Genomic DNA, 22,060 nt, shown 5'->3' with positions numbered 1-22,060 from the left:
GCTCTACTGCTCTCTCTCCGGTGCGCGACGCAGCCGGACCGGAAGTGCGGTGAGACCGCGGATGTGTGCGCTTTCCCGCCAAACCAGCTGGTCGGCAGGCACGGCGGGGGCGAGGTGGGGAAAAGCCGACAGCAGCCGGTCGAAGGCGATCTCGGCCTCCAGCCGGGCCAGCGGTGCGCCGAGGCAGTAGTGGACGCCGTACCCGAACGCCACGTGCCCCTTCGGCTGCCTGGTGATTTCCACGGTGTCGGGGTCGGCGAAGCGCGTGCCGTCGCGGTTCGCCGACGCCAGTGCGACGACGATGAATTCATCCGCCGGGATGTCGACGCCGCCGATGCGCGTGGCCTTCTTGGTGTAGCGGGACGACGTAATATTCACCGGGCTCTCGTATCGCAGGAATTCCTCGATGGCACCGGGCAGGAGGGCTCGGTCCGCGCGCAGCGCGGCGAGTTGGTCAGGGTGACGCAGCAGCGCCGAGATGCCGCTGGCGATGAGGTTGACCGTGGTTTCGTGGCCGGCGAACAGCAGCAGGAAGGCGGTGGACACCAGTTCGCGTTCGCTGAGGCCGTCGCCGCCGTCGCGCGCGTGGACCAGCTGGCTCAGGAGATCCGCGCGGGGTCTCGCACGCTTCTGCGCGACCGAGGCCGTGAGATAGGCCGCCATCTTGGCCGCCGCAGCACGGAAGTTGCGGTAGTTACCGGTCGTGCCGGTGATGGCATAACTCCACTGCCGGAAATCGTCTCGGTCATCGGTCGCCACGCCGAGCAACTCGCAGATCACCGTGAGGGGAAGCGGATACGCGAACTCGGCGAGGAGGTCGATCTCGTCTTTCGCCGCCACCGCGGCGATCAGCTCGTCCGCGATCTCGATGATGCGCGGGCGCAGGCGCTCGACCGCACGCGCGGTGAAGACCTTCGAGACAAGTTTGCGTAGTCGCGTGTGATCCGGCGGATCCGAATTCAGCATGTGCGTGCGCAGACTGCCGCCGAGGGGGTCGGTCATACCGCCGGCCTGTGCGATGCGCATGATCTCGTCAGAGTCCTTGCCGATGGCCGGATCGGTGAGTGCGGCCCGGACATCCTCGTACCGGGTGACCAACCACAACCGCTCACCGTCGGGGAGTTCGGCGACACACACCGGCGCTTCCTCGCGTAGCAGCGCGTAGAGCCGGTAGGGCTCGCGCAGGAAATCGGAGTCCAGTTCGACAACCTCGGTCATCGCGGAGAAACCCTTCGCCGTGCGGTGTAGCCGTAGTTTCATCGTGCCTGCCGCCGCTGGCGGCCGGTGACCATCTGCCCGACACTCCGTCGCCGCCGATGGCGCTGCTCGGCCCGGGTTCTGGGGTCCGACGGCGGCCTCGACTACGGGATCGGGTGCACCGCCGTAGGACCTCGCCGGGGACCGGCCACGGCCGCTTCCCGTACCTTCTCCGCGTTCGGCCCCCGCCGGGGTGGCTGCGCTCGCGTTCTGTGCAAACGGTCCGGCGCGGATCGTGTCCGCGGCCTGCCGGTGCAATGGCTCACGATCGGGGAGTGGTCCGTAGCGGGCTGTCACGTCGTCGGAGGTGTTCGGTAGATGATCCGGTTCGACAGGTATCTGGTCGTGCACAACGAGCAGGAGCAATATTCGGTCTGGCCCACTGCTCGACCGCTGCCGGACGGCTGGTTCGCGACATCGGTAGCAGGTTCTCGCGCCGAATGTCTCGCGTATATCGACGAAGTCTGGGTCGACATTCGGCCGAAGCGCCACCGTGCGGAAGCTGGGCCGCGTGATGCTTGAACCGACGCTTGAACCGCTGCGGCGGTCGGGACCGTTGTCGTTCGCCCAACAGCGACTGTGGTTCCTGGACCAGTTGGTGCCGGGCAGCCCGTTCTACAACGTGCCGATGGCGTACCGGTTGCGGGGCGCCGTCGACGCGGAGTTGTTGGGACGCGCAATCGAGGAGGTGGTCGCGCGGCATGCGGTGTTGCGCACGGTGATCCGCAGCGAGGCGGGCGAGCCCTACCAGGCGATTCGACCGGCGGCCCCGCCGGTGTTCTCGGTGGCCGACGTTTCCGCCGAATCCGACCCCGTCGCGGCGGCGCAGGCATTGCTGCGCAGGGAAATTCGTGCGCCATTCGATTTGGGCGAGGGGCCGCTACTGCGGTCGTGGTTGATTCGGCTCGGCGAGGACGATCAGGTGCTGATGCTGACGATGCACCACATCGTCACCGACGGCTGGTCCATCGGCGTGCTGCTGCGTGAGTTGACCGTGTTGTACGAGGCGTTCCGCGCCGGGCAGCCGTCTCCGCTGCCGCCATTGCCGATGCAGTACGCCGACTTCGCGGTCTGGCAGCGCGAGTGGCTTTCCGGCGAAGTGTTCGACGAACAGCTGGCTTACTGGCGTGACCGGCTTTCCGGGTTGGCGGCGATGGAATTACCGGTCGACCGGGTCCGCCCCGCGGTGCCCACGTATGAGGGGGGCTCGCATCATTTCATCGTTCCGGAACCGCTGACCGCTCGGCTGCGACAGTTGAGCAGAGAACGCAGGATGTCGCTGTTCATGACCCTGCTCGCGGCTTTTCAGGCGATGCTCGCGCGCGAAACGGATATGCCGGACGTGGCGGTGGGGACGCCGATCGCAGGCCGGGTGCGGGCCGAGCTGGAGGATTTGATCGGATTCTTCGTCAATACCATGGTGATTCGGACCGACTGTTCGGCGGATCCGACCTTCGAGGAGCTACTGGCCAGGGTGCGATCCAGTGCGCTCGGCGCCTACGCGCACCAGGATCTGCCGTTCGAGCAGCTGGTGCGGGAATTGGCCCCGCAGCGTGACTTGACGCGTAACCCGTTGACGCAGGTCATCTTTCAGCTGATGAACACGCCGAGCGCGACGCTGGAGCTGGCCGGGACGCAGGCCGAACCACTCGGCCTCGATACCGACATCGTTCGGTTCGATCTCGAACTGCACTTCGTCGAACACGAGACGGTGTTGGCCGGGGCGGTGGTGTTCGCCCGCGATCTGTTCGACAAGGCGACGATCGAGCGATTGGCGCAGCGCTATGTCCGGGTGCTGGAGGCGGTGGCCGCCGACCCGAGAGTGCGACTGTCGGAACTGCCGCTGCTGGGAGAGCACGAGCGGTACGAACTGGTCATAGAATGCAATGACACCGCAACGGAACTCCCGCAGGACGCGACCCTCGCCGGGTTGTTCGAGGAACAGGTCGATCGCGCACCGGACGCGGTGGCGCTGATCTGCGGCGACGAACAGTACAGCTATGCGGAGCTCGACCGGCGAGCGGATCGGCTGGCTCGCAGGCTGCGTGGGCTCGGTGTGCGGCCCGAGGTGCTGGTCGCCCTGTGTCTCGAGCGCGGCGTCGAGGCCGTTGTCGCGATTCTCGCCATCGTGAAGGCGGGCGGGGGCTATGTCCCGCTGGATCCCGAGTACCCCGCCGATCGACTGCGGTTCATTCTCGACGACACGGACGCCCCCGTGGTCATCACCACGTCACGGCTGCGCTCCTCGATCCCGGAGAAATCCGGCGTGGAGTGGATACTCCTCGACCAGCCCGAGGATGCGGAGTCAGCCGATATGGCGGCACGGATTCCGCTATCGGCCGAGCCCGGCAACATCGCCTACGTCATCTACACCTCAGGGTCGACCGGGGTGCCCAAAGGCGTTGCGGTGGAGCACCGATCGGTCATCCGGCTGGTGTGCGGCGTGGACTATGCGGTCCTCGACGATCGTGCGGTGGTCCTGCACGCCGCGTCGGTGACCTTCGACGCCTCGACCTTCGAGATCTGGGCCGCGCTGGTGCACGGCGGGCGTTGCGTGGTGTCGCAGGAGCGTGTCCCGACCGTCGCCGGGTTGCGCGCCCTGTTCGCGCGCACCAGCGTGACCACGGCGTGGCTGACTTCGGCACTGTTCAATTCGCTCAGCGATGAGGACCTGACGGTGTTCGCCGGTCTGCGGGAACTGCTGGTTGGTGGAGAACCGTTGTCGCGCGGGCACGTCGAGCGAGTCTGCGCCGCGCTGCCCGGCCTGACAGTGGTCAACGGGTACGGTCCGACCGAATGCACCACATTCACCTGCTGCAATTCTTTGACGCCCGCCGACCTCCAGGGCCATTCGGTGCCGATCGGTGGTCCGATCGCGAACACCCGGGTCTACGTGCTCGACGGTTTCGGGAACGTGGTTCCGGCGGGGGTTGTCGGCGAGTTGTACGTCGGGGGTGTCGGGGTGGCGCGGGGATATTTAGGGCGCGGGGGCCTGACGGCGGATCGATTCGTACCCGACCCCTTCGGTCCGGCCGGATCTCGGCTCTATCGCACCGGCGATCTGGTCCGATGGAATGCCGACGGCGAGTTGGAGTTCGTCGGCCGGGCTGATCACCAGGTGAAGGTCAACGGCTTCCGCATCGAGCCGGGCGAGGTCGAGGCCGCGCTCGCCGCGCATCCCGGCGTCGAACGGGCCGCCGTCGTGGTGCGCGAGGATCGTCCGGGCGACAAACGGCTCGTCGGTTACGTCGTCGCGGATACCGTGGTGGACTCCCTCGGAGCCGATGAGGAAATGGTCGCCCAGTGGCGCCGAATCTACGACGATCTGTACTCCGGGACCGAGTACACCGGAGGTGCGCGGGTCGCCGTCGAGTTCGGCGCCGACTTCAGCGGCTGGAACAGCAGCTATTCCGGCACGCCTATCCCGCTGGAGCAGATGCGGGAATGGCGCGACGCGACTGTCGCGCGCATCGAAGAACTGCGGCCGCGGCGAGTGCTGGAGATCGGGGTCGGATCGGGTTTGTTGCTGTCGCAATTGGCCCCGAAGTGCGCGCAATACTTCGCGACGGATCTGTCGCCCGTGGTACTGGCGGGGCTGCAGGCGCAATTGGACGAATTGGCCGCCGACTGGACGGACCGGGTCCACCTGGAGCCACGGCGCGCGGACGATCTCGACGGGCTGCCGGTCGGGCATTTCGACACCGTCATCATGAACTCTGTCGTCCAGTATTTCCCCAACGAAAGGTATCTGCGCCGGGTCATCGACGGTGTGTTGCGGCTACTGGCGCCCGGTGGTGCGTTGTTCATCGGTGACATCCGAAACCTCGCGTTGCTGAAGGAGTTCACCACCGCCACCCAATTCGCCAGGGCCCGGCCGCCGTATGACCCGGTTGCGTTGCAGCAGAAGGTGTCCCGAAATATGCGCACCGAACAAGAACTGTTGCTGTCCCCGCGGTACTTCACGAAGTTCGGCGCCGCCGGATACGCGGCGGTCGATATCCAGGTGAAGCGCGGCTTTTCGGTCAACGAGCTCACTCGATATCGGTACGACGTGGTTCTGCGCAAGGAGCCATCTGACGTGTTGGCCCTGGCCGACGCTCCCCGCGTCGAGTTCGCGGGCAGCGCGTTGATCGAGGAGGCCTTGCGCGACCTTCCCGGCGACCGAATCCGTATCGCACACATCCCCCATGCCGGATTGCGTGACGAGGTCGAGCTGACCCGTCGGGTCTGGAACGGCGCGGAGATCCTGGCGAACGAAACCCTCGCCGCGGAAACGACATTCGGCAGTGCTGCCGAGCAGCGGGACGGTGGTCTGTTGCCGGAGGATCTGCACCGGTTGGGCCGACAGCACGGCTTTGCCACCGCCGTCACCTGGTCGGTGCGAGCCGGGTGCGTGGACGCGGTCTTTGTCCGTGCGGCGGTGGCGGACGGACGAGCTCTGACCGATGTGTACGCCGAATCCGAGTGGTCCGACCACGACACCGCAGATGCCAGCAATCCCGGATACGGCCTGCTCGAAGCCGACGTGCGCCGATTCGTGGCCGGAACCCTGCCCGGGTTCATGGTGCCCGCGGTGGTCGTGGTGCTGGATGAATTTCCGTTGACTGTCAACGGGAAGCTGGATCACGATGCGTTGCCCGCGCCCGTCTACAGCGGCGAGGAGGGCTATCGCGCGCCGTCGACACCGGTGGAGGAGACCCTCAGCGGAATCTACGCCGAGATACTCGGACTGGAACACGTCGGTGTCGATGATTCGTTCTTCGACCTGGGCGGCAACTCGCTATTGGCGATGCGGGTGGTCGCGGCTGTACGGGAAGTCTTCGGCGCTGACGTCGCGGTACGGGCACTCTTCGACGCGTCTTCGGTCTCGGAATTGGCGGCGCTGGTGTACGCGGGTGCCGACGGTTTATCGGCGGCGGCACCGACGGAGATGATCCAAGGCGGCGAGGGAGTGCCGCTATTCTGTATTCATCCCGGCGGTGGTATGGCGTCACCCTACCGTTCCTTGGTCGCGTACCTGGACTGCCCAATCGTTGGAATCCGGCAGATTCCCGCCGCCGATACGGAGCGACCGAAAACACTTCGAGCGATGGCCGAACATTATGCCGATATTATGCAAGGCTTGAATCCTGATGGGCCGTATCGAATACTTGGTTGGTCATTCGGTGGTATTGTCGCGCACGCTACCGCGGTCGTACTTCAAGCGCGTGGAAGTGTGGTCGATCATCTCATTGTTCTAGACTCCTACATAGTTCCGGAGGAAAGCAGATCCGTGACAGACGGGAGTGAGTTCGAGGAATTGGCGCTCAACGGGTACCTGCTTGACGGAGATATCGATCTTCCAAAAGGGATGTCATTCTCTTATAGTAATCTGATTGCGCTGGCAGAGCGTCAGGGGCTTGCGGGATCAATTCCACCGGAATGGCTGTTGCAGATAATACTGGAGAACGTGCGAGCGAACGTTGAACTCGCTGTCCAGCATATTCCGGATGTGTTCGATGGAGATCTGAACATTATTACAGCGGAGCTGGGTCCATTCACCGACCTGCAGCCCGAGGATTGGCAAACCTATGTCTCGGGTAATATCAGGAAGTATCCTGCAGAATGTAAGCACGGCATGATGATGCAGCCCGAATCGGTCCACCTCTACGGTGGGTATCTCAACAGCATGCTGGCTGTTCCGGCGAACTAGCACTCACCTTGCTCGAATGCTTTGTGGCGACGCGTTGCATGATGGTCTGGCATACGCCCGCACGACACGTTCACAGCGCGTGGGCACCTCGCCAGCCGCAGCCTCACCAGCCGGAAGGAAAGTTCGACAGACTCGTCGACCGATGTTTCAGTGAAGGCGATCTCGGTGGCCTATGGGAAGGTGCAGAGGGTTACCGCGGGCATCTCAAGCGCAGGCTGCAGCAGCAATATGGCCCTTACGAGTGCCATCCCTTCAAGTTGGACTGGCTGATTCGGTGGCATGTCCTGCGCAGCGCGCAAGGGAACGGTTACTTGGCGGTGCTGTCAGCCGACGCACCGCGGGCAGCGGATCTCAGGATAACCGGCGCAATGGTGTGGGGCGTCGTATTGGTTGGGCTAGTACTCGTTGGCGAATACTGGGCGGTCGTGCTCGCGGTCGGTGGCTGGTGGGGTATCAGCGGCATAGCCCGTCTACTCTCGGTGTCGTGCGTGCGGCGTCTACTCGCTGAGGTTGCCGAGGTGGTCCTGGCTGACGAGCGGGCTGAAATATCATCAATGGCGTCAGGTTCTGGCCAACCGGCCTAGCGACATGGAGATGCAGCGCTGGCTTCGGAATGCGAACCACGCGAGCATTTTTGGGCCTCACCACTGGCGAGGTGGGGGCTGCTGCAGGATCGGGTGACAGCGGTTGAGCAGCCTGTCGTGCTGCTGGGGACATGATGGTTTCGAATTCGATCGGGGTCAACCGGCCGAGTCGGGCCTGACGGCGCCGGCGGTGGTAGGTGCGTTCGATCCAGGTGACAATCGCGATCCGCAACTGTTCCCGGGTCTCCCACCGGCCGGCGCGAACACTCCCGCCCTACGCACCAGCACCACCGCCGACCCATTGACCGCACGGCGGGCTCAGATCAGTACAACGAAAATGGACAGCCGGCACAAGTATTTCAACACCATGTAGTGACCGTCGAACGAGATTATGCGCAGCCCAACCCCTCGGATGGAACAGCAGCACGCAACAACGGCCAGATCGAGTTCTATTCGGGCGATGAGTACAGACACAACGTTACGCGCGGAGAATTCGGAGCCAGGAGAGCTGCGGATGGAATGGACACCCGCCTGCTAACCTTGGATTGGTCTCTCAGCGAGGCGTATATTCTCACAAAGGCCGCCTACGGACTGAATACGAAAAAAGACTGCGTCGCCTACTCCTTTGCGCCTAGCACAGGGCGCTTCTTGTTCAAAGACAGCAGTGAGCGCCACAAAAACTTGTCGATCACTTATCGATACCATCTCGCTCCTACTGGACATGACGACAATAAGGACTATCAAATGATGATGGGGTGCTCGTTCGAGAACAAGACACGACAAAAGGCAGGCAATGGAACACTTGCTTATGGCATCACAATCGCGGAGTACTACATGACTTACATCTTCCGCATTCGGTAGCTGCATCGTGTGTGCTCGGCGTATTTTATGCCGAGCACACACGGCACTTCCGAGATAACGTGAAATTACAGGGGATGGATAGCTACCAATTGGCTTCTGCTTCGCACAACATCCCAATATTGCTGATAACCGATCCGTCAGATGTATCAATCCACACAGGCAACTCATCGACCAATTGCGCGGTCAGCAGATTCCAACCCCTACTGGGCCAGTGCACAACTTCTCGGCCGATGACGAGTTGACCCTGAGCCACACCAGCCGCCCATACGGCTGCCACCGCAAATGATGCATCCATCGATACGCCTTCACGCGTGACCCAGAAATCGCTCCCACCGGGGCGCAGCCATCCCAGCCCGACGGTGTAGCTACTGTCGATCGAGAGTTCCCAAATCAAATCACCGCTGTCGAATCGGCCCCCGTACTGCAGGCATCGAATGTCCCGCGAAACGGCATGCAACGCCTCCACCAAAGCTTCGGGCGGGCTAAAACCCTCAGCGTCAAGTACCGGCATAGCACCGGATTGCATCGGTATATGCCACACCAGGATGTCTGAGTCAGAAAAGCTTCCAAAATCCGGCCAAACCATCAGGCCATTGTCGCATCAGAGTGCCAGGAGCGGCTGCATCCGGGAACCTTCCACTCATGAAGACAGACTGTGCAGGCCACCGGCAGTCGCCACCTGCGTCGTGGACCTCAGGCCGGTGACGCACGGAGGGTCTCCTTGCGGCGATCGCCGTTGGTGGCCCACCCTGTCGCCGCGTTCGCGTCGGTGAACGGACGTCGCAGAATAGTCGACACCACCGACGGGTACAGGCCAGGTCTGGAAGCGATCATCCAATTCGCCACCCAACCGGCTCGGGGTGTGAGGCGTCACGAAAATGTCACTCGCCGAACGACACAAAATGTCAGTGGATCCGGTCGGGCCGCGCGGCGAAGAGTGTGTGTCCGCCGTGCCGCGCCATCCGATAAGCCGACAGGTTCGAATACCCCGTCGTAGGGCACAGGTCAGCTGGTCTGCCTCGTCGGGTGCCGGGCGAATCCCGGGCATCCGCGACATCGGGCACGACGAGCGTGGTCACGGGGAGGGTGGTGACGTTGTTCTGGCCCGTTGTCGGAGGTGAGTTCGCTCCAAGAGTGCACCGGTATCTGCCATCTATCGCTCTGACGGGGGATGAACCCTTCGGGTCTTGGCCGGAGTCAAAGTTCCGCCGCTAAGGCTTGATCTCCAGCGATGTTCGTTGGTGCAGTAGGTGGGCGTAGTGTTCGTGTCCCCCTCCGGACGCAAGTGGACGCGAATGCTTTTGCGCTGCAACAGCATTCAATATTTTCGCATTGCTACCCCGTATTGAACCCCCGCGGCATGCCAGGCTTGAGCCACCGATCATGCAGGTGTGTTCGGCCAACCGTAACCTGACCGAACCCATCAGCGGCCGCCAGCGTCGGCTTCGGCGGGAAGGTACTATGAGCGCCCGCCGAGGCGATCGTCGTGAAGCGCTGGCTCGCCGTTGCCGACGCCGGAATCATGGCCAACACCCTCGGTGTGTGGTGCGCGCGATCGCGCACCGCCACGTCACCCACCCGTTGGCCCGACCCCACCGCCGACGACGCAATCGCCTTGCTGATGGCCGGAGTGCGTGACACCGCGGCGTCCGAGCCACGCCGAGCCCGAGCGTGCGTCTCATTTTTCACGCCGGGGCCAGGCGGTGGTGAAACTTCATCGGTCTCAGCGTGATTGCTTGTGAAGGGTCAGACCGCGGAGCTTCTCGGTGGTCCGTTGTGGGCGTTTGTGGCCCGCGCGCTGCCACCACGTGGTGGCTTCGGCGATTTGGCCGCGGTAGCGCAGGCGGATAGCCAGGTTGTGCATTGCGTCGGTGTGTCCGGTTTCGGCGGCGCGGCGGTACCAGGTGAGGGCTTCGTCGTAGCGGCGGGATTTGTCGAGCATGAGGGCGAGGTTGTGCATTGCGTCGGTGTCGTCGGCCTCGGCCGCGCGCTGGCTCCAGTACTCGGCCTCGGCGTCTTCGTGGACTCGGTGCAGTAGAACCGCGAGGTTACTCATGGCGGTGGTGTTGCCGCGGTGGGCGGCTTCGAGGTAGAGGGTGTGCGCTGCACGGAGTTTCTGCTGGCTGTACAGCAGGTGGGCGAGGTTGTTCATCGCGCCGGGGTGCCCCTGTAGTGCGGCAGTGCGCCAGGCTTTCTCGGCTTCGATGAGGTCGTCGTGTTGGGCGGCTCGCTGACCGTCGGCGAAGATCTGCTCGGTGACGCTGTCCGGGGTGGCGAGGGGGTCGATGAGCAGCGGCGTCACGGCGTTGTCAGGGGTGGGCCGGTGGCTTGGGGGGGTGAACAGGCGCAGGTTGCCGGTGATGTTGACGCTGCGTCGCACGGGGCGGGGATGACCGTTGCGGTGCAGGATCTGGTCGACGTTGGCGTAGAGCTGGTCGAGGGTGAGGCCGGTGCTGCTGGTGGCGGCGGTGAGCAGGGCGCCGGTGAACGCGGTGTGGCGGTGCCCCTCGGGTGCGAGCGAGGTTTCGTTGCGGGGAGAGGATGCGATGATGTAGGTGCCGTTGATGTCGAGTTGGCCGTCGACGACGGCCGCGGGGCTGCTCATGGCTTCGAATGCGCGTCCGGAGAAGCAGCAGTCCAGGATCAGGATGCGGGCACGGGCGCGAGCGTCGGCAAGTTCGTTGCGGACCGTGGCGAACGGTATCGAACTCCATGCGAGGTGGTCGGGGTCGGTGCTGGTCAAGGTCAGGTGCAATTGTGTGCGGCGCCGGTCTGGCTGGCCGTGTCCGGCGTAGTACACCAGCAGCACATCGTCGGCTTGGGTGGCGGCATCGGCGAGGAGTGACCCGACCTGGGCAGGGGTTTCGGGATCGACCAGGGTGGTGCAGTGCTCGCTGGGGAGTGCGGCACCGGTGGGTGCGGTGAGCAGTCGATGGAGGTCGTGGATGTTGTTGGCGGCGGCGGGGATATCGGTGAGGCCCGGATGGGTGTATCGGCTCACCCCGATCAGGACGGCGCGCCAGCCGCTGCGCTTCGGGGCGAGGGTCACCGGGGTTTGTTCGCCTGGTCGAGAAGTGCTTGGAGGGCTTGGGTGATTTCAGGGGTTTTGACGCGTTTGGCGTCGAGGGTGAGTTCGGTGTGGTCGAGGGTGAGAGTGACCGCGATGTCGGAGCGCCGGTGGGTGAACCATGTGCTCAGCGACTGGAACAACGTGGACGCGATGCCTTGTGCGCCGAGGGCGACGACGAGGACCTCGGCCAGGCCGCCCATCTGGCCGGATTGAATCGGCGTCGTGGGCATGCTGATCCGGCCGCGCAGCTCGTCGTCGTCGTTGAACCACTCGAGTAACGCGGACAGCTCGTCGGCGCTTCCGTCGGTGCGAATTATCAACTGGCCCTGGTGTTCTGGCATGCGCTGCATCCTGTCTCGTGACTTACTGCTTGTTCGCCTGCCGCGCTTCCGCGAGGCTGCGGCGGTAGTCCTCGGCCTCGGGGAAATCGGTGAACACCAGCAGATCTCCTACGAGTTCCTGCATGTGTTCGCGCACTTCGGCAGGGGTGGCGCGGAAGAATTCGCGACGGGAGTTGACGCGGTTGACGCGCCTGTCGGCCAGGCGGCGATGTAGCTCTGCTTCGATGCCGGCGGCATCGCGGTCGAAATGCATGGTGTGCACGTCGTATTTGAACGGCACGGACGAGTTGTTCAGATCGCTGATGCGGTCGTCGGGGTCGAGGCGGCGGGTCATGCCGATCTGGACCATGTCCTTACCGAACGCGCCGAGATTGGACACGACGTAGACGTGGCCGATACGCAGATCGCCCGCCCGGTTCGCGAGTGCGGTCCTTTTCTGTTCCACGTCCGCGAGTTTGTCCTGCAGATCACGTCCCTTGGTGGAGTCGGTGGTGCCAGCGGCTTCGAGCGCGGTGAGGGCGGACGCGAACTGCTGATGCTGTTTCTCGAGTTTTTGTTGCTCGCGTTCGATCTCCTGCTGCGCCTTGCGCTCCTCGCGCACGCGGTCGCGTTCGTCGCGTTCGGCCTCCTTCTGGCGAGCGAGCTTCTCCAGATAGTCGGAGGTCAATTCCAGCTCACGGCGCCGGAGCTGGTGGTACCACGGCGTGACGCGTAACTGCACGGTCGCGCCGAGTCGTGCGATCGTAGCGGCCAACCGGTCGAGGCGCTCCAGCGCGCTGTCCAGCTTGTACGGTTTAAGACTCCGGACGAGGTTGTCGGCCTCGGCGTTGTAGGCGCGCAGCATCAGCTTCGACAACTCGCCCGTCATCTTGCGGCCTTGGGCAGCCGAACCTTCGACAGCCCAGCTCTTCGATGCTTCGATCGCGCCGCCGTCCCGCAACGCGGCGTACTTGATCTCACCCCGCAACTGATCGAGCGCGGCGCGATAGCCGACCACATCCGCTAGCGGATGACGATATCGGTAGATACCGATCTCCTCCAACAACTGTTCCTCTTGGGTGCCGACCACCTGCGTGCGCACACTGTCCAGCCGTGCCTGCTCCGCGGCGACTTGCGCGCCGAGTTGCTCGCGGTAGCGCTGAAGTTCGGCAATCTCGAGGCCACCGAAGCTGGCCAGCTCATCGCGAAGCCGTTGAATCTCAGCCAAAGCGTCGGCCAAATCCTGAGATTGGCGTTTCGCATAGGCCCGAGCGCCGAACTTCGGCACCCTCGCAACCGGAGACACACTCGATGGGGGCTGTGCGACGACCCCGGCCGCTGGGGCGGGGACCGAGTCAGCGGTCCAGTCCACGCCGTTCCAGTATCTGAGAAAGCCTGGGTGCTGCGGGTCGGGATACCAGTTCGCGGGCGTGGTGCTCATGATCTCCCCCTTGCTGCAGTTGCGCTTTCGAGCATGCCATCACCTACCCGAACCGCACGGCCAAACCCACCATTGCAGGCGTTGTCAGCACTGTCGTCCTACATGTTGCGACGTTCGACACCCACGGCGCGCCGGCGAGCGACATGGATCGTTCCAGGGCCTCAGGCCGCCGACTTCGAACCCCTCGCCGCGCAGCGCACCACTGCAAGAGAGGGTATTGCTGGGCTGGGTTGGTTGTCGAGACCTGCTCCCGCTCTTCCGGTTGGCTGGGTGTGGGTCGCGCTTTCTGGGCAGCCCGGTCCGCCGGTGGACAGACATCACGGACCGCCGTAGCATCGAGATGGGTCGCATGTAGCCATAACGTGAATCTGACACATCCCGGCGCTCAAGGTAACTGAAACTTTTCTAGAGCCATCCTGTATTGATATTCAGCCGGACCACCTAACGCATCTCAAGTCGAATAGCGCGGCCCAGCACTTCCCGCAGCATGTGCCGCTGGGAAGCTGTCGCCTATTCCACGAAAGGTGTTGCCGAGGTGGGTACCTCCAACAATCTCACGGTGGCGCTGGACACGCTGCGCCATCAATATGCTTGCGCGCCAACCAATCCCGAAGACCCACGCCTGAACGATCTGCGGGCCCGCGGCTACAACGGCGACCGAACAGTGGTAGGCAACGTGCAACCGTGCTTGTCCACTCGGTTTAATCGGCAAACTGATCGAGGGCGACTTCGAACTCGGTCTGCCCCGTCACCGACTCTATGTCCCACGGCCGCACGGTTGTGATGGTGTGCGCCGTCCGCCCGTCGTGAAGGACCCGCGTGCTGAGGACCTCGCAGCCCAGTTCCACACGCACAGGGTAAGCCGTCTGCGGGCCCAGGCTAGAGTCTGGCGTGAATATCGGCTCCTTGTCGATGAACACATGCTCGTCACCATGGATGTCGTTCAGTCGGACCTCAACCAGACCCGGCTGCGGCTCGTCGTCAACCCAGCGCAGCGCTTGGCACCATACGTATCTCACCGGACCAGCATGGCATTGGTTCGGCCGACGCTTCGACCGCAAGCTATCTGCCACGTGGCCGAATTCAAGCGCACCGTATCGGCAATGCCAGAGCTCTTGAGCCACAACACATTTCGTTCGGAGATCGAGCGATATGCGGCAATATCGGATGTTCGGGAGACGTCGGCCGACCAGCGCAGGCCCTCGGTCAGCGATGTCCGAACGGAGTGACCTCGATCCCGGCTGCGTTCAATTCGTCGGTGAACGGTTCGGGTAAGAACCGGGTCTTGATCTTCACCCAGTGCAGGTGTTCCCGGCGTTGCGCCGGATATCGTTCAGATCCGGGTAGAACGGCGCGGAAAGTCCAGCGGGCCCTGCACTCGGATGGCCCCCCGGTTGGATGTCGAATTAGTCGGTGGGAGAGAGGTTTTCGCGCACGTCGGCGACGAGTGCGTCCTCGCACACATCACTTGATCGGCGCATCCTCTTCGCGCACAGCTTGAGTGCCACCGAACCGCTGACTAAGCCAGGTCCGGCAGCGAATCGACCGTCGGGACGGGTGTCTTGCGCCAGCGGGTTGGCAGACTGTAGTCGACGGTTGCGGTATCGACCGGTGATTCGAGTGCGGCCCGGCGCCATTCGGTGGGCGTAATGCCGTATGCGATGCGGAAGCGTCTGGTGAAATGCGAGGGATGCCGGAATCCGTGGCTGTAGGCGATCGCGGCGATCGAGCGGTGGCGGGTGTCCTCGCGGGCCAAGTCACTGTGCACGCGATCCAGCCGCTCCGCGATGATCCATTGTTCGAGGCTCGGCCCGGTGCCGGACCACACCTGGTAGAGGTAGCGCAGCGAAATGCTGTGAGCGCGAGCGATCGTCGGTGCGTTGAGGTCTGGATCCGATAAGCGCCGCCGGACGAAACTGCGGATCTGGGCCAAGAGGATGTCGGTAGGCAGTGCCGTGGTGTCTTCGTTGCCGAGCGCGGCTGCCGATAGCAGCAGGGTGCGGATCATCTCGAGGCAGGAATCGCCGAGTTGCTTCGTTGCGGTGTCGTCGTGCAGCAGGTCGGCCGATTCGCCCATCAGCGCGAGGTGATTGGCGAAAAGCGGGTAGATCGGGCTGCGCCGGAGGTGGGCCGGCGCGGCGGTGACGGTTTCGGGTGAAAGACCCAGCTGATCCACCTGGAGAACCAGCGCCGTGACGGTGCCACCGCGCCAGACCAATTGGTAGGGCACGGCCAGGTCGACCATGAACAGATCGCCGGGGCTGGTCTCGTACTGCACGTCGGCTTGGGTCAGGCACGATGATCTGTCGCCTTGGATGGCCAGGGACAGCAGCGAACTCGGTGAAAGCCTGATCTGTTTCGGAGTGCGGACAAGGTGGAAGCCGGACATCCGCGTCCGGTGCAGGCAGACCTGGCCGAACTCCCACGCCTCGAAGTACGCTCGAACCGGCCCGTCCGCGGGATCGTGGACCAGGTGTGCCGGTGCCGAAAGCTGCTGCACCGCGGTCGCCATCACCTCCGCACGGTCTCGCGCATCGATCTTGTCGGTGTCCAGAACGATTGCCATCGTCACCCCTACGCCGCAAAGCCCTGTGTCCTGGTGCGTACTGTCGGCCGACCATCGTGCCTGCAAAGCCGATTATCGCTGTATTCGACTTCGTACCGGATCACAACTGCGCCCGAATCGCCGCACCGGTGTCCTTGGTGGACAGGTTTCCGCCTAGATCGGGGGTCCCGAGACCGGTCGCGATCACGTGCTGGACCGCTCGCCGTAGCGTGTGCGCCGCATCGGCGTGGCCCAGCCGTTCGATGAGCAGTGCCGCGGTCAGGATCGCACCCATCGGGTTCGCGACACCCACGCCCGCGATGTCGGGCGCCGTGCCGTGCACCGGCTCGAAGAGTCCGAATCCGGTGCTGCCGTTGATATTCGCCGACGCCGCGGTGCCGAGGCCACCGGCCAGTTCGGCGGTGAGGTCGCTGATGATATCGCCGTAGGAATTGTTGGTGACGATCACGTCGAAGGCGGTCGGGTCGGCGACCAGTTTCATGACGGCGGCATCGACGTAGAGGTGCGACGTCGTCACCTCCGGATGTCGCCGCACCGCATCGGTCCAGCACCGCTGCCACAGCGCCCCCCCGTTGCGGACCGCGTTCGACTTGTCCACCATGCATACCGAACGGCGGGCGACGGCGAAGGCGAAATCGAGGATGCGCGAGACACCGTGCCAAGTGTTGATCTCCGCGTCGATAGCGACCTCGTGCGTGGTCGCCGGCCGCAACCGGCCACCGATTCCCGTGTACAGCCCCTCGGTGTTCTCCCGGATCACCACGCAATCGATCTGCCTGCGCGCCTCGTCGCGTAGTGGGCTGAGCCGATCGTGGGACAGCGCCGCCGGGCGCAGGTTCACGTAGAGGTCCAAATCGAAGCGCAGGCGTAGCAGCACACCGCGGGCGTATTCCGCGTCGGCTCGCGCGTCACCGACCGCGCCGAGCAGCGCGGCGTCACTGGCCTTGATGCGGTCGAAGTCCTTGTCCGACAGGGCGGTTCCGGTGCGCAGGTAGGTGTCCGCGTTGACGTGGTCGAGCACGTCGAACTCGAGTCCGAGGCCCAGTGCGTCCAATGTCAGCACCGCCTGCTCGATCACTTCGGGCCCGATGCCGTCGCCGGGAAGCACCGAAACAATGCTCATGCTCCGGCCTCCGGTGCACTGCCGGAGGTGACCGGCACACTCGGGCGGATGCTGGGCAGCCAGTAGCTGCGGTGCCGTTCGTAGGCATCGATGCCGTCGGTTCTTTCGAGGGTGACCGCGATCTCGTCGAGCCCCTCGATCAGCAGCCGGCGGGCACGGTCGTCCACGGTGAACGCCTGCCGAATCCCACCGGCGCGTACCTCGCGGCCGGCCAGATCCACGGTGAGCTGTAGTTGTGGCTCGTGGTCGACGAGGTCGGCGAGACGGCCGACCACCTCGCCGGGAAGTTCGACGGCGAGTAGTCCGTTCTTGAACGCGTTGCGCCGGAAGATATCGCCGAAGCTGGTGGCGATGACCGCGACGAATCCCCAGTCCCGCAGTGCCCATACGGCGTGCTCTCGGGAACTTCCGGTGCCGAAGTTGTGTCCGGCGAGCAGGATGCTCGCGCCCGCGCTGTTCGGCTGGTTGAGCACGAAGCCGGGATCGGTACGCCACTCGGCGAACAGCGCGTCCGCGTAACCGCTCTTGGTGAGTCGTTTGCAGTATTCGGCCGGAATGATCTGGTCGGTGTCGACATCGCTGCGCCGCAACACCATGGCAGGTCCGCTGTGCTCGGTCAATGGTTTCATCGCTGCCCCAAGCTGTTCGGTGCGGTGAGCCGCCCGGTGACCGCGGTGGCGGCGGCGACGGCGGGGGAGACGAGATGGGTGCGGGCCTGCGGGCCCTGGCGGCCCTCGTAGTTGCGATTGGAGGTCGAGGCGCATCGTTTGCCGCCGGTGAGCTTGTCCTCGTTCATGCCCAGGCACATCGAGCAGCCCGAGAGTCGCCAGTCCGCACCCGCCTGCTGGAAAACCTTGTCCAGTCCCTCGATTTCGGCTTGTCGGCGCACCGCGATCGAGCCGGGGACCACCAGCGCGTGCACCGAGGGAGCGACCGTTCGGCCACGCAGTACGGCCGCTGCCGACCGCAGGTCCTCGATGCGGCCGTTGGTGCAGGATCCGAGGAAGACGGTATCGATGTCGATGGCTTCCATGCGCGTGCCAGGGACCAGATCCATGTAGCGCAAGCTGCGTTCGGCCGCCAGGCGTTCGGCCGGATTCGGCAGGTCCGCCGGGTCGGGTACGCTGCCCGAAATCGGCACGGCCTGACCGGGATTGGTTCCCCAGGTCACGAACGGGGTCAGCGTCGAGACATCGATGGTGACGGTGCGATCGAACGCGGCGCCTGGATCGGAACGCAGTGTCTTCCAGTAGTCGACCGCCTCGTCCCAGGCGGAGCCGCTCGGCGCGGCCTTGCGGCCCTTGAGATATGCGAAGGTGACGTCGTCGGGTGCGCACAGGCCCGCCCGGGCTCCGGCTTCGACGCTCATGTTGCACATGGTCATTCGGCCCTCCATCGAGATGTGCTCGAGGGCGGCACCGCGGTACTCGATGATGTGTCCATGGGCGCCGTTGGCGCCGATCTGGGCAATGACGGCAAGTATCAAATCCTTCGCTGTGACATCGGCGGGTAGCCGTCCGCTGAACTCGACCGCCATCGTGCGCGGCCTGGCCAGCGGCAGGGTCTGGGTGGCCAGCACGTGTTCGACATCGCTGGTGCCGACGCCGAAGGCGAGCGCACCGAAGGCCCCGTGGGTCGAGGTGTGACTGTCCCCGCAGATCACCGACATGCCAGGGTGCACGAATCCCTGCTCCGGCGCCACCACGTGCACGATGCCCTGACGCGGGTCGCCGAGCCGGAACAGCTCGATGCCGTGCTGGACGCAGTTGCGGCGCAATGTCTCCACCTGCATTTTGCCCATGGGGTCGGACAGCACCGAGGAGCGGGTCGGGACGTTGTGGTCCTCCATCGCCAGGGTGAGATCCGGTCGCCGGACCCGGCGCCCGGCCAGGCGTAACCCGTCGAATGCCTGCGGTGAACTGGCCTCGTGGATCAGGTGCAGATCGATATAGAGCAGCTCCGACCCGCCGTCGAGCTGCTCGATGACATGGTTCTGCCATACCTTTTCGATCAGCGTCCGCTGCGCGCGCATCGGAGCTAGGCCTTCGTGGTCACGGATCGGTGCTGCCGGATCAGCTCGCGCACCCCGGCCAGATCGAGGCATTCACCGTTGGTGCGGTTGGCGACGAACTCGCGATAGATATGGTCGACCGCCTCCTCATCCACTGGTAGCCCCATGTTCTCGTACACATAGCGCAGCACCGCGTGGCCGGAATGCCTGCCGACCAGGAGCGAGTGTTGCCTGCCGAACCGGGCCGGCTCGATGTACTGGTACGTGATCGGAGCCCGCAGCATGCCGGCCTGATGGATACCGGCCTGGGTGGCGAAAGCGTTCACTCCGAAGATCGCCTTGTTCCGCGGCGTGGTCAGCCCGATCGCGTTGCGGAGCACGTGGAATGCGCGATACAGGCCTTCGGTTCGCGCAGTGGTGGTCGCGCCGATTTCCGCGCCCTTGTAGGTGAGCACCGCGATCAGTTCTTCGAGCGCGGTGTTACCCGCTCGCTCGCCGATACCCGCCAGGGTCGCCTGGACTTCGTCGGCGCCGGCTTCGATTCCGGCCAGCGCGTTGGCCAGCGACAAGCCGAGGTCTTCGTGACAGTGCGTGGCGATGACGACATCAGGGCCGGTCCACGAGCGAATCCGGCCGATCAGTGCGCCGTATTCGGCCGGTGTCATGCAGCCGGTGGTGTCGGCTACCGCGACGACGTTCGCGCCCGCGGCGAGGGATTCCTCGACCAACTCGCGCAGCAGTTCATCGGACCCACGAGACGCGTCTTCGATACCGAGCGTGAGATTTTCGGCTCCGAGCGAGACAGCGTGCCGCATGGTGTCGACGACTTCTCGCACTGCCTCGGCCTTGTCGATGCCTCGCTTGTGTTCGAGGTGGATCTCGCTGCCGGTGGCCATGATCTGGAGGTGGTGGCGGGTGGTGCCGCCTGCCTCGATCGCGAGTTCGACGTCCGCGCGCGTCGCTCGATTGAGGGTGGCGATGCGGGCCGAGGTCAGTTCCTTCGACAGCAGCCGGGTGGCCTCGAAGTCGCTCGGGGAGGAACTCGGAAAGCCGACCTCGATCACGTCGACGCCGAGCGCCTCGATCGCCAGCGCTACCTCGAGTTTCTGTTGGGGTGGCATAGCGTTCCCCGGCGCCTGCTCACCGTCACGCAAGGTCGAATCGAAGATCGATATTCTCTTCATGGGTACGTCGCCTTCGGAATCAAGAGTCCGGTGTGAGGAATTGTCCTGGCTTGATCGGTCTCGATCGAGCACTGTTATCGGCGTCGATGGAATGTGCAGAGTCGTCGGCCGCTGAACGGCACTGGGCTACCATCTTGTGCGCGCCTCAATCGACATCGGAATTAACGTAGCGGTCGTGCCGATGGACGTTTCGTTGCCACGGATGGCTCCGCTCCGCGACTGCAATTCGTCCTATTCGGACCATAGCACGCGCGATTGCTCGGCTATTAACCATAAGTGCATATCCATGAACTGACTGTGCACAACTCGATCATTGCGGCCCGTGCGTCGCAGCGTCTTCGGCGCAGTTCAGTGGTCTGTCGGCGTACTTTCGCAGGTGTGCGCAGTCTTCCACGATGCAGTTGTCCTTTCGAAAATCCAGCCGGTCGGTTTGTGAATGGCTAATTTTCAGATGGAATGTCTTCAATTGTGGGTAAATCGATGTAACAATCGAAGAGGCTATCGGCGTCGGGATCCTCCGGCGGATTCGGCTCGACATTATGCATATAGGCGACAGTCGGATGTGTCGCGTCCGCGTCTATTGCCACATGGCCGACTATTGTTTTTCATCGGTGGATATGTCCTGGCAACGGACGTATATCGAACGCAGGATAGGTCCGCAAACCAGCACCCGCGAGCAACTCTCGCCTTCCGAATCGGAATCGCTCATGGAGTCACCACAGTCCAGCTTGCGCGACGGCACACTCCAGAACATGGCAGGCGCCGCCCTCCCGGTGGCCGAACGGGTCGGCAATCTGGCCCGCAGCGGCCTGTTCGGGTTGCTGGCCGCGGCGCGGGGCGGGCAGACCATCGATCTCGCGCTCGGTGTACCCGCCGTGCCCGCTACTCCGCTCGGCCTGATCGAGATGGCCTGTGCCGCCCTCCGGGACGGGATGAACCAGTACGAGCAGCCGGACGGCAATATCGTACTGCGGCAACGGATCGCGGCCGAGCTGTCGGTTCCCACCGATCCGGCGACCGAGCTGACCATCACCGTCGGCGCGACTACCGCGCTGACCGCGGCCATCCTGGCGGTCGTCGACCCCGGTGACGAAGTCGTCGTCTTCGAGCCGTTCTACGAGAACTTCATCAGCGCGATCGCTCTGGCCGGTGGCGTGCCCCGGCTGGTGGCCATGCATGCCCCGGATTGGCGCTTCGATGTCGCGGAGTTGCGCGCGGTGTTCGGTCCGCGGACGAAGGCCGTCGTGCTGTGCACGCCGAACAACCCCACCGGCCATATGCTGACCAGAGCCGAGTTCGCCGATATCGCGGAACTATGCGAGCGGTGGAACGCGGTCGTCATCTCCGATGAGATCTATTCGGGCTACGTCTATGCCGGGCACCGGCATCTGTCGGCAGTGGACCTGCCCGCGTTGGGTGACCGCAGCATTGTCATCGGCAGCCTGTCCAAGAGCCACGCCGTGAGTGGTTGGCGGATCGGGTATCTCCGAGCGAACGCCGCGCTGTCCCGCTCCATGCGACAGGTGCATGTGGCGGTGTGCGGGGGTGCTGCCGCACCGCTGCAAGCGGCCGCGGCGCGGATGGCCGCGGCCCAGCCCGGCTTCCTGCGTGCGGTGGCGAACCTCGATGCACAGCGGGATCTGGTGGTGTCGATGTTCGACGATATCGGCTTGCGCTGCATTCCACCGGACGGCGGGTGCTACGCCATAGCCGATATTAGGCAGTTCACCGATGAAGACTGCGAATCGCTGGCCTACCGCCTCGTCCGGGAGGCGGGGGTGATGGTGGCGCCGGGAAAGTTCTTCTACGCGACGGAGTCCGACGGAGCCCACCTCGTCCGCGTTGCGTTCAACCGCCGTCTGGAAACCCTCGACCTGGCACGCCAACGACTTTCGATATATCAGACGAGCAGTTCCGGCCGCGACGTAGCACGGCCTCGACGGTGACGAGG

General features: G+C 64.2%; 16 protein-coding genes and 2 pseudogenes. 4 read left to right on the top strand and 14 right to left on the bottom strand.

Annotation, left to right across the window (positions count from 1 at the left end):
• Positions 1 to 3 precede the first annotated feature (3 nt).
• Positions 4 to 1,218: a cytochrome P450 family protein gene (locus NN4_RS21210; protein WP_147134094.1), complete on the bottom strand. Its 1,215-nt coding sequence runs from the start codon at positions 1,216 to 1,218 to the stop codon at positions 4 to 6.
• Between the two features lie 357 nt (positions 1,219 to 1,575).
• Between NN4_RS21210 and NN4_RS21205 the strand changes: the two genes are divergently transcribed.
• Together NN4_RS21205 and NN4_RS21200 are read left to right on the top strand one after the other, a co-directional pair.
• Positions 1,576 to 1,779, top strand: coding sequence for an MbtH family protein (locus NN4_RS21205; protein ID WP_147134090.1), 204 nt, complete (start codon positions 1,576 to 1,578; stop codon positions 1,777 to 1,779).
• Positions 1,772 to 6,949 carry a non-ribosomal peptide synthetase gene (locus NN4_RS21200; protein ID WP_147134087.1) on the top strand — a complete coding sequence of 1,726 codons (5,178 nt, stop codon included), beginning with the start codon at positions 1,772 to 1,774 and terminating at the stop codon, positions 6,947 to 6,949. Before NN4_RS21205 ends, NN4_RS21200 begins: the two co-directional genes overlap by 8 nt.
• Positions 6,950 to 7,642: 693 nt before the next feature.
• On the opposite strand, the pseudogene NN4_RS21195 reads toward NN4_RS21200, so the two are convergent.
• A pseudogene (locus NN4_RS21195) lies at positions 7,643 to 7,786 on the bottom strand (IS3 family transposase); the annotation flags it as partial.
• A 119-nt stretch (positions 7,787 to 7,905) separates the two neighbouring features.
• Between NN4_RS21195 and NN4_RS21190 the strand changes: the two are divergent.
• Positions 7,906 to 8,394 (top strand): hypothetical protein, encoded by a 489-nt coding sequence (locus NN4_RS21190; protein WP_147134084.1) that lies wholly within the window; start codon positions 7,906 to 7,908, stop codon positions 8,392 to 8,394.
• Positions 8,395 to 8,476: 82 nt separating this feature from the next.
• On the opposite strand, the gene NN4_RS21185 is transcribed toward NN4_RS21190, so the two are convergent.
• From NN4_RS21185 to NN4_RS21140, 12 genes and pseudogenes are all read right to left on the bottom strand, one after another.
• Positions 8,477 to 8,980 carry a hypothetical protein gene (locus NN4_RS21185; RefSeq protein WP_147134081.1) on the bottom strand — a complete coding sequence of 168 codons (504 nt, stop codon included), beginning with the start codon at positions 8,978 to 8,980 and terminating at the stop codon, positions 8,477 to 8,479.
• Between the two features lie 107 nt (positions 8,981 to 9,087).
• Complete coding sequence (locus NN4_RS45065; RefSeq protein WP_186818544.1) at positions 9,088 to 9,228, bottom strand: hypothetical protein; 141 nt, start codon at positions 9,226 to 9,228, stop codon at positions 9,088 to 9,090.
• Positions 9,229 to 10,117: 889 nt separating this feature from the next.
• Positions 10,118 to 11,443 carry a caspase, EACC1-associated type gene (locus tag NN4_RS21180; protein WP_147134078.1) on the bottom strand — a complete coding sequence of 442 codons (1,326 nt, stop codon included), beginning with the start codon at positions 11,441 to 11,443 and terminating at the stop codon, positions 10,118 to 10,120.
• A complete protein-coding gene (locus tag NN4_RS21175; RefSeq protein WP_147134075.1) occupies positions 11,440 to 11,805 on the bottom strand; it encodes an effector-associated constant component EACC1 in 366 nt (121 codons plus the stop codon). Before NN4_RS21175 ends, NN4_RS21180 begins: the two co-directional genes overlap by 4 nt.
• Positions 11,806 to 11,827: 22 nt before the next feature.
• Positions 11,828 to 13,072, bottom strand: a complete 1,245-nt coding sequence (locus NN4_RS21170) for an SNIPE associated domain-containing protein (RefSeq protein ID WP_246180991.1) — start codon at positions 13,070 to 13,072, stop codon at positions 11,828 to 11,830.
• Positions 13,073 to 13,129: 57 nt separating this feature from the next.
• A pseudogene (locus tag NN4_RS46945) lies at positions 13,130 to 13,225 on the bottom strand (DUF2510 domain-containing protein); the annotation flags it as partial.
• Positions 13,226 to 13,926: 701 nt separating this feature from the next.
• A complete protein-coding gene (locus NN4_RS21165) occupies positions 13,927 to 14,244 on the bottom strand; it encodes a hypothetical protein (protein ID WP_147134069.1) in 318 nt (105 codons plus the stop codon).
• A 500-nt stretch (positions 14,245 to 14,744) separates the two neighbouring features.
• Positions 14,745 to 15,791 carry a helix-turn-helix domain-containing protein gene (locus NN4_RS21160; RefSeq protein WP_147134066.1) on the bottom strand — a complete coding sequence of 349 codons (1,047 nt, stop codon included), beginning with the start codon at positions 15,789 to 15,791 and terminating at the stop codon, positions 14,745 to 14,747.
• A 100-nt stretch (positions 15,792 to 15,891) separates the two neighbouring features.
• Entirely contained in the window at positions 15,892 to 16,914 is a 1,023-nt protein-coding gene (locus NN4_RS21155; RefSeq protein WP_147134063.1) for an isocitrate/isopropylmalate dehydrogenase family protein, read from the bottom strand.
• Positions 16,911 to 17,543, bottom strand: coding sequence for a 3-isopropylmalate dehydratase small subunit (gene leuD / locus NN4_RS21150; protein WP_147134060.1), 633 nt, complete (start codon positions 17,541 to 17,543; stop codon positions 16,911 to 16,913). The genes NN4_RS21155 and leuD overlap by 4 nt, the downstream gene beginning before the upstream one ends.
• Complete coding sequence (gene leuC / locus NN4_RS21145; protein ID WP_147134057.1) at positions 17,540 to 18,946, bottom strand: 3-isopropylmalate dehydratase large subunit; 1,407 nt, start codon at positions 18,944 to 18,946, stop codon at positions 17,540 to 17,542. Before leuC ends, leuD begins: the two co-directional genes overlap by 4 nt.
• A gap of 5 nt (positions 18,947 to 18,951) precedes the next feature.
• Positions 18,952 to 20,109 carry a LeuA family protein gene (locus NN4_RS21140; RefSeq protein WP_147134054.1) on the bottom strand — a complete coding sequence of 386 codons (1,158 nt, stop codon included), beginning with the start codon at positions 20,107 to 20,109 and terminating at the stop codon, positions 18,952 to 18,954.
• Positions 20,110 to 20,816: 707 nt separating this feature from the next.
• Between NN4_RS21140 and NN4_RS21135 the strand changes: the two genes are divergently transcribed.
• The gene (locus NN4_RS21135) at positions 20,817 to 22,055 is read left to right on the top strand and encodes a pyridoxal phosphate-dependent aminotransferase (protein ID WP_246180990.1); all 1,239 of its coding nucleotides are present in this window, start codon (positions 20,817 to 20,819) and stop codon (positions 22,053 to 22,055) included.
• Positions 22,056 to 22,060 lie beyond the last annotated feature (5 nt).

Origin of the sequence: Nocardia ninae NBRC 108245, from assembly GCF_007990755.1 — a bacterium.
Classification (GTDB): Bacteria; Actinomycetota; Actinomycetes; order Mycobacteriales; family Mycobacteriaceae; genus Nocardia; species Nocardia ninae.
Note: the sequence above shows the minus strand (reverse complement) of the source record. Positions and strands in the feature narration are given on the sequence as shown.